Annotated in this window: 7 protein-coding genes; all 7 read left to right on the top strand. The window is 47.0% G+C overall.

Annotated features, from left to right (window positions below; genetic code table 11):
* Window positions 1-11 precede the first annotated feature (11 nt).
* The 7 genes from OXH39_21520 (at window position 12) to OXH39_21550 (ending at window position 8,329) form a co-directional block, all read left to right on the top strand.
* Window positions 12-1,688 (top strand): hypothetical protein, encoded by a 1,677-nt coding sequence (locus OXH39_21520; GenBank protein MCY3553048.1) that lies wholly within the window; start codon window positions 12-14, stop codon window positions 1,686-1,688.
* A 36-nt stretch (window positions 1,689-1,724) separates the two neighbouring features.
* Complete coding sequence (locus OXH39_21525) at window positions 1,725-2,903, top strand: HEAT repeat domain-containing protein (GenBank protein MCY3553049.1); 1,179 nt, start codon at window positions 1,725-1,727, stop codon at window positions 2,901-2,903.
* A 356-nt stretch (window positions 2,904-3,259) separates the two neighbouring features.
* Complete coding sequence (locus OXH39_21530; protein MCY3553050.1) at window positions 3,260-5,023, top strand: ATPase, T2SS/T4P/T4SS family; 1,764 nt, start codon at window positions 3,260-3,262, stop codon at window positions 5,021-5,023.
* Window positions 5,024-5,059: 36 nt separating this feature from the next.
* Entirely contained in the window at window positions 5,060-5,845 is a 786-nt protein-coding gene (locus OXH39_21535) for a hypothetical protein (protein MCY3553051.1), read from the top strand.
* A 65-nt stretch (window positions 5,846-5,910) separates the two neighbouring features.
* Window positions 5,911-6,735, top strand: a complete 825-nt coding sequence (locus OXH39_21540) for a DUF1080 domain-containing protein (protein MCY3553052.1) — start codon at window positions 5,911-5,913, stop codon at window positions 6,733-6,735.
* Between the two features lie 35 nt (window positions 6,736-6,770).
* Window positions 6,771-7,997 (top strand): type II secretion system F family protein, encoded by a 1,227-nt coding sequence (locus tag OXH39_21545; protein ID MCY3553053.1) that lies wholly within the window; start codon window positions 6,771-6,773, stop codon window positions 7,995-7,997.
* Window positions 7,998-8,143: 146 nt separating this feature from the next.
* Window positions 8,144-8,329, top strand: a complete 186-nt coding sequence (locus tag OXH39_21550; protein MCY3553054.1) for a prepilin-type N-terminal cleavage/methylation domain-containing protein — start codon at window positions 8,144-8,146, stop codon at window positions 8,327-8,329.
* The last annotated feature ends 51 nt before the right edge of the window (window positions 8,330-8,380 follow it).

Below are 8,380 nucleotides of genomic sequence, written 5' to 3' on the forward strand. Positions count from 1 at the left end.
GGAGGTTTTCAATGAACGCAAAATTTTCATGGCGAAGTAGGAGATGCCATATAAAAGCGACTTCCAAAATTTGCGGTGTGATGCTACTACTGGTGATGGCTGGCGTTGCGAATGCTGCGGAAGTGGAAGATTTCATGCCGAAAGAGAGTATTCTTTATCTGAAACTCCAAGATATAGATGAAGTCTACGGCGAAATTGAGATTTCGGAAAATTGGGAAAAAGCACTTGCACTATTACCAGACGTGCCGGACTGGCAGGAGATGCAGCAAGGACTTTCTATGTTCCAAGCAATGCTGGGAACTGACCTGCTGGGTCTCATAGAGACGGTGGGTTACCGAACGGCATTAGCAATATGGCTGGAGGGAGCAAACAGTTCGGAAATCGAAACTGGTGTCGTGATACATTCGGGCGGAAATCTGGACAAACTCCAGCAGTTGACCAAAATTGTGGAAGGACTCCTTGGGATGGGTGGCGAAAATACTCTACGCTTGAATGCGGGTGTGTACCAGCGCGTTCGCTACAACGCGATAGAAATCCCCGGTGGTATTGCTAAATATGGGTTCGTAGATGATTTCCTTGTGATCGGTACGGGCGAGGGAAGTTTTGAAAGATTGATGGATACCTACCGGACGGACATGCCTTCTATTCAGGAGAACAAAGAATTTGACAGGGCATTGGAAGAAACGGGATCAGGGGAAGTTGTCGTCTATGCGAACGTTCCACCTATTTTGTCTGTGATGAAGAATAACATAGAGGAATCGCTCGGAACGCGCCTCGCTATTTTTCAATCTGTATTTGGACGGCTCAATTTGCTGGAGACCGGTCCCTTCCTTCAAGTCGCTGCGCAATTCAATCCTGACTTGCCTGAAAACGAGATAGGTCTGTTTTTAAGAGAGGGACAAAAACTCGAAACCCTAAACGCATTATCCGTTGAAGACGATCTGTTTGTCACTGTAGCACCCAAAATTGTGGGGAGTATGTGGGAGTTTGTTCCCACTGATGACGCTGCCGAAGGAATCTCTTTTTTAGAGGGAATGTTGAATCTCAATCTGGAAGAAGATATTATGGTTGGGTTGACGGGTGAACTCGCTTTGTCCGTGCCTGACTTCACACGTTTTGATCCAGAAGCCTTGAGCGGCTTTCAGTTTGCGTTTGATGGCGCAATTACGCTTGATGCCGGTGATGTGGAGACCGATGGTGGCATTATTTTCAATCCCAAACACCGGATGAAGTGGAATCAGGTTGGCAACAGCATTTCTAACCTACAAAATGCCTCTGTTTCTCAAACGAATTACAAGGGTGAGACGGTGTCAGAGGTTTCCTCAAATATTTTTCATAGTGAAGTAGATGGACTGTTTCTTATCGGTTTCTCAGAAGAGCAGGTGTACGCGCTCATTGATGGAATAAAAGAAAAAAAGAAGCCACCCTACTTAAAGCAGGTTCCAAAAACACCTACAGCGTTTGCCCAACTGAACTTAGCACGGGTTCTGGAGACCCAAAACGGATCGCCACCAACTGACAAGCTACTTGTCGATTCTGAAGAGATGGCACTCCTGCTCGCTTGGCTTTCTATCGAAGGTGATGCAGCTTTGTTGGAAGTAACACTGTCGAAAAAAGAAACACCCATTGAAATGATAGCAAAACTGGTTCCATTTTTTCTTTGGAATATGGATGTAGAGTGGGAATAGCCTAATTAGGCGCAACCGCTTGAGGAGAAAACAACAGTGATTCAGAAAAGATTTGGACAGAATGCAAACATGAAACGATGGTTTTGGATGATAACAATTGCCGTTGTTTTGTTATTCAGTTTCGGAATGAGTCGAGTGCTTCAGTTTCAAGAGGCGACTGCAGAGTCACAAGAGGATGACTTATCCGAACTGGCTGCGGAACTTGACGCGCTCAAAGCAGAACATAAAAGGATACAGGCGAAGTGGCAGTCGGAATTGCTTGCCCAAGTCGTTCCAACCTTAGGGGACGAGTCTAATGCCGTAAAACGCCAATTTGTGGATTTCCTTGAAGAACTTGGAAGTCCCGGCACCCCTGCCCTTGTTGCGATGCTCCAAGACCCGTCTAAACAGGTACGTAAGAAGGCGGTTGACAAGTTGGGCAAAATCGGTGAAGATGAGCGGAAAGCAGGCAAAAATTATGATGCCGCTGCAATCGGATTGGCAATGGCACTTAAAGATACTTCTGATGATGTTTTTCGTGAAGCAATCGCAGAATTGGGTGACGTTCGTCCGACATCTGCGGAATCAATTGCTGTCGTTATACCAGCACTCATCGCTGTACAAACGAAAGGCTCATCAAGCGCGCGCGACGATGTTCTTGAGGTCTTAGGACAGATCGGCGAAAACCTCGCAAAAAGTGGGCAATCCACCGACACAATCCGAGACGCTCTAATTCTTGGTCTAAATGATAATTCGACAAAAGTCCGAACCAATGCGATAGAGGAGTTGTCTGACATACGAGCCGCGTCCACTGAAACGTTCACGGCGTTGATAGGTGTGTTGTCAGACAAATCTAAATCCGTCCGGGCACGCGCCGAAGACGTGTTGATTAAATTGGGTAAAGGTGCTGCTGCAACTGTCGCACCGATGTTGGCGGATGCGCTTACGAGCAGTGAATCAGCCGTAACGCGTGGACATATTGTTGATGTGCTTGGCGCAATCGGTGAAGAACTCATAGAGAACGGAGATTCTGGTGAGATGGTCCTTAAACCGCTCCTTGTCGCATTAGAAGATAGTGTTGATGATGTCCGACGCAACGCCGCTGATGAATTGGGCGAAATGCGTGCAACGTCGCCTGACGTGCGGGCTGCATTGACGCACGCGCTCAACGATAGTTCCAAAGCCGTTCGCAATGCAGCGAAAAAGGCGATTCGACGGATAGAGGCGGTTGAATAAGTGAGCAATATTGAGAAACGAATTTTAGGTTTTTGAGGATGGATGGAAGGGAAGGAAGACTGGAAGAAACAGCGTCCCGTCTCTCTTCCATCCTTCCAATCTTCCAACGGATATGGAAATTAAAAATATAAATTTAATATTGAAACTTGCTTAGAAGGGTAAATGCCTACACAGTACGTGCCTGCAATATGTCTCTCAAAATGGGAATTGTAGCCAGTTCGTTAAACTTATTTCCAACCTTTGCGTCTTAATTATCAACAGTAGACACCCACAGATAGATTTAATAAAGAAAAATAAAATAGAGGCTACTCCTCGCGTGAAGGACAGAATTCCGCGATAGGTAGAGCATTTACACCATGCAACAGACACTGAATACGGCTTCACTCGTCGAGGTGATGCGACAGGCATCTCTCATTTCGGAACAGGACTATACGGACATCATCGCAGAAATAGAACAAACCGGAGCGTCAGAGGCAGCTGTGCTTTCTAAACACGGCGTATCATCTGATGTTCTCGCGCTCGCTACAAAGAGCGTTGAATACGGAACACCCTTCATCCAATTAGAGGATGTTGCGCCTGAACCTGACGTACTTGAAAAGGTTTCACCGGGGTTCGCATACCGAAATAAAATCGTACCTATTGCGTTGACAGACGATCAACTGACCATCGCAATGGTAGATGTTCAGGATGTCATTCTCATTGACGAGATTGAACTCATCACAGGCTACCAAATTACGCCTGTCCTTGCAGATGAGGGAAATATTGATGAGGCAATCGTTCGTCTCTATGGACGCACTGCTGAGAGTTTGCTCAGTGCTGGTATCAAGGGACCCGTCGGCGCAACTGCCACGCTTGAACGCGAGACGATTGAAGACTTCGGAATTGATGAGAAGGATCTCAGCCAAGATCCGACGGTTATACACGCCGTTGACCAGATGATTATTGACGCCGTCCGGATGGGAGCAAGTGATATTCACATTGAACCCTATCCGACCCAATTGAAAATCCGGTTCCGCGTTGATGGTGTATTAGAAGACCAACCGCAACCCCCTGCCTATCTCCAATCCGCAATCACTTCCCGAATCAAAATCATGGCGGGGATGGATGTCGCAGAACGGCGCCGTCCGCAAGATGGCAAAATCAGTAGGCAGATTGCCAGCGTCGGCAATCGGCAAATAGACCTCCGTGTTTCCACTGTACCGACGGTCGCAACGCTCCATGGCGAAAGCGTTGTGCTCCGTATCCTCGACCGACAGTCTATTGAATTTGGACTCACAGAACTCGGATTAACCGAGGACAACCTCCAACTCTTTGAACGCATGATTCGTAAACCGCACGGTATCATCCTTGCAACCGGACCTACCGGTAGTGGGAAGACCACGTCGCTTTACGCCTGTTTGAAAGAGATTAACTCGCCGGATGTCAAAATCATCACGCTCGAGGATCCAGTGGAGTATGAATTAGAGGGCATCAACCAGATCCAGGTCAATTCAGATATAGGCTTTACCTTCGCTCAGGGACTCCGCCATATCCTGCGGCAGGACCCAGATAAGGTATTGGTCGGTGAGATTCGTGACTACGAGACCGCGGAGATGGCAATTCATACCTCACTTACGGGACACCTTGTCTTTAGCACACTTCACACAAACGATGCTCCCGGCGCAATCACGCGACTTATTGATATGAACGTTGAACCCTATCTCGTTGCCTCCACGGTAGAGGGTGTCATCGCCCAAAGACTTGCTCGCCGTGTCTGCAGGGCGTGTTGTGAGATGCATTCCCCTGACATGCACGAACTGGAGGGACTTATGGGTAATGGCAACAGCACCGCCATCCCTTACGATCTGAAAATTCCGCGCGCAGTCGGATGTAAGGAGTGCCGTGGGAGAGGTTACAAAGGTAGAATCGGTATCTTTGAAGTTTTGTTCATGACTGATGAGATTCGCTCTGTGGCACTCAAGCAGGCATCGACGAGTGAGATTCGTCGTCTCGCTGTCCAGATGGGCATGAAAGGTTTACGTGAAGATGGTTGGCGTAAGGTCGCTGCAGGATTGACAACGGTTGACGAGGTCGTCCGGTTAACACAGGAAGACGAATTCGATTTCGTGGAAGTTGTATAAGCCGTTCTAAATGTTTCTATCTGAGGAGTGCCCCTCATGAAATTAGTAGTGATTGGAAGTATAATTTTACTCTTCACACTCTCGGCAGGGGCAGGGGTGTTTTTGGAGGATTTTGATAATAACTTGGGCGTATGGCAAGAACTTCTCATGGCTGATGCCGTGCCGGGCTCTTGGGAAATCGTTGACGGTGAACTTCATGCGGTAAGTCCTGATGGTTGGACCCGTTTACTTACAGTTGGTGATAAGACGTGGCGAGATTACACCTTTGAATTTGATGTCAAACCGCTTGATAATCGAGGTCCCAGCAATATTGTTATTACCGCTCGAATCAAGGGGAGTTGGCTTGTATGGTGTCTCATCGGTGATTTGCCATTTGTTGACAACATCTCCGAAGTTAAGTTCGCTGCTGGCAATTTTCAGGACCCAAATACATTCTTATTTTCGCATAGCAAACGCTTTCGATTTTTGAAGTTAAACAGATGGTCGAAACTAAAGTTGGACGTTAAAGAAAACATTCTAAATTTTTGGATTAATGGAAATCAGGTTATTGGACCTGTCCAACTTCCAAACCGTAGAAGTTTTGAGCGTTTTGATGCTATCAGAAAGGAGCATGCAGCTGAAGAAGGGAAGGAATTGCCAGCATTGCAGCTGAACGGGCTCCAAGACTTTTTGACAGGCGCAGCAGGCTTAGGGCTTTCAAATCAAACAGCGAGATTTGACAACGTTGTGATCACCGGCGACAGTATCCCGAACAGAAGTGGGTTGTCGGTAAACCCCAGAACTAAACTCACTACGATGTGGAGCAGTCTAAAGCGTTTTTAAGATATACGTGTGATCCTGAGATGTGCCTAACTGCTAATAATTGACGGCTACTAAAGGAGGCCGGTATGAAGTTGGTAGTGATTGCAAGTATTGTTTTCCTCGCTGCCTTTTCGACGAGGGCAGGAACATATCTGGAAAACTTTGATAACGGAAACTTGAAGGCGTGGCAGGAGCTTATTTTGACGCAGGATTTTCTTTTTTTGGATGTAGATGATCCGCCGCCCGGTTCTTGGGAAATCGTTAATGGTGAACTTCACGCGGTAAGCCCCGATGAAAGCACACGTTTGCTCACAATTGGTGATGAGACATGGCGCGATTACACCATCGAATTTGATGTCAAACCGCTTGAAAAACCGGGTCCCAGCAATATCGCTATTGCCGCTCGAATCAAGGAGAGTTGGGTGGTATGGTGTCTCATCGGAGATTTGCCAGGATTTCGCAAAAACGCCTCTGAAGCTTTGTTTGCTGCTGGCAATTTTCATGACCGAAACACAATCTTCTATACACATGCCGAACTCCATCGATCATTAAAATTAAAGAAGTGGTCGAAGTTGAAGTTGGCAGTTGAAGAAAATACCCTAAACTTTTGGATTAACGGTGAGCTGGTTATTGGACCTGTCCGACTGCCAAACCGTAAAACCTTCGAGCGTTTTGAAGCTGTCAAAAAGGCGCACCCACCTAACCCTGGAAATATAAAGATATTTCACCCATTACAGTTAGACGGATTCCATGACTTCTTGACAGGAGCGGCGGGTTTGGGTCTCTCGAACCAGACGGCGAGATTCGACAATGTTGTGATCACCGGCGACAGTATCCCGGAAAATGCTGGGTTATCAGTAATGCCTAAAGCGAAACTCGCGACAATGTGGGGAAGCCTGAAGCGTCTTTAGTCTATTCTTCCTGAATTGCGATAGAGAGGTTGATTGTGCCAATATTCCGATACGAAGCACTCACCCATGGTGGAGACACCGTTAATAACACACTTGAAGCCGATTCCAAAGCCGAACTTATCTCTCGATTACGGCAGATGGGCTATTGGCCCACACAGATCGTTGAGGAGGTTGAGGAGGCGGTCCCAAGTAATGTACGTCGGTGGCTTGAAATTGGACGCAGCAGAATCAAACCCGCGGATGTTGAGTTCTTCACATATCAACTGGCAACACTGGTAAACGCGCATGTTCCGCTGCCGCGTGCATTAGAGGTTACACTTGGGCAAATCCAAAATCCAGCACTCCATCGTATTGTGTCGCAAGTGAAATACGATGTGGAACACGGTGCGGCTTTTCATGATGCCCTCACCCAACATCCGAAAGTGTTTTCAGACCTTTATGTCAACATGGTGAGAGCCGGCGAGAGTGGTGGTGTCCTCGGCTTAGTTCTGGAACGTCTCGCAGAATTCGCAGAACGCCAACGACTTCTTAAAAACGATGTCGTCTCAGCACTCTTCTACCCGGTTATCTTATTGACCCTCAGTGTTACTGCTGTCGCCGTACTCATGATTCTTGTGATACCGAAATTTACCGCAATGTTCAACGATCTCGGTGTCGCCTTACCGCTGCCAACACGAATTCTCATTGGGGCGACCGGTGCCTTCCAAACCTATTGGTGGGTTCTATTGGTCGTTGTTGTCTTGGGTATAGCAGGATTAAAACAATACCTCCGGCGTGAAACTGGACAAGTCTGGTTTGACCGCCTGAAACTTAAATTACCACTTATCGGACCAATATTTAGCACCTTTGCCATTGTGCGTTTCACCCGAACGATGGCAACACTTTTGGAAAACGGCGTGCGGATGCTGCCCGCCCTACAAGTCGTCAAAGACACTATAGGGAACAAGGTGTACAGTAACGTCGTCGCTGCAGCCGAAACAGAAGTTGAACAAGGTTCCACGCTCTCTCGTGAACTCGGTAAAAGTGGGGATTTTCCTGAATTTGTCACGCACATGGTGGCTGTCGGCGAGGAATCCGGCGAACCTGTTCACATGCTCAGTAAACTCTCTGAATATTACGATTTAGAAATAAAAAAGAGCCTTGAACGTTTGACGAGTTCCATCGGTCCGTTAGTCATTCTGCTGATGGGAATTGTTATCGGGTTTATCGCTGTTGCGATGATCCTCCCGATTTTCGAGGCGAACCAATTATTAAGCAACTAAATGGCTCTCGGCTATCGGGTCGCTTTGCTTTCGACTTTCGATAAAAAGAACGTTGTGACGAGGGAAACATTAGCAATAACCACAACGATTGACTGACAACCGATAATCAATTGCTGACAGTCATTTCTATAGGAGAAAAAATTATAATGTTCATGCAATTAAAATCCGATGAATCCGGATTAACCCTAATTGAACTAACGATTGTCATTGTCATCTTAGGCATTTTAGCAGCCTTCATCGCTCCGCGAGTTATAAACGCGCCTCAGCAAGCGAAGGTTGCGAAGGCACAAACAGAAGTTAACGCTATCAAAACCGCTCTGGAACAGTATTAGTCTGTCACATTTATATTGCTGGATATAATTTGTTGAGTTTGATGCGTGCGT

The sequence above is a fragment of the Candidatus Poribacteria bacterium genome, assembly GCA_026702755.1.
Lineage (GTDB): Bacteria > Poribacteria > WGA-4E > WGA-4E > WGA-3G > WGA-3G.

Bases quoted from the DNA above. Each gene is read 5' to 3' on its own strand.
- OXH39_21520 (MCY3553048.1), top strand. From the start codon at position 12: ATGAACGCAAAATTTTCATGGCGAAGTAGGAGATGCCATATAAAAGCG.
- OXH39_21530 (MCY3553050.1), top strand. From the start codon at position 3,260: ATGCAACAGACACTGAATACGGCTTCACTCGTCGAGGTGATGCGACAG.
- OXH39_21535 (MCY3553051.1), top strand. From the start codon at position 5,060: ATGAAATTAGTAGTGATTGGAAGTATAATTTTACTCTTCACACTCTCG.
- OXH39_21540 (MCY3553052.1), top strand. From the start codon at position 5,911: ATGAAGTTGGTAGTGATTGCAAGTATTGTTTTCCTCGCTGCCTTTTCG.
- OXH39_21550 (MCY3553054.1), top strand. From the start codon at position 8,144: ATGTTCATGCAATTAAAATCCGATGAATCCGGATTAACCCTAATTGAA.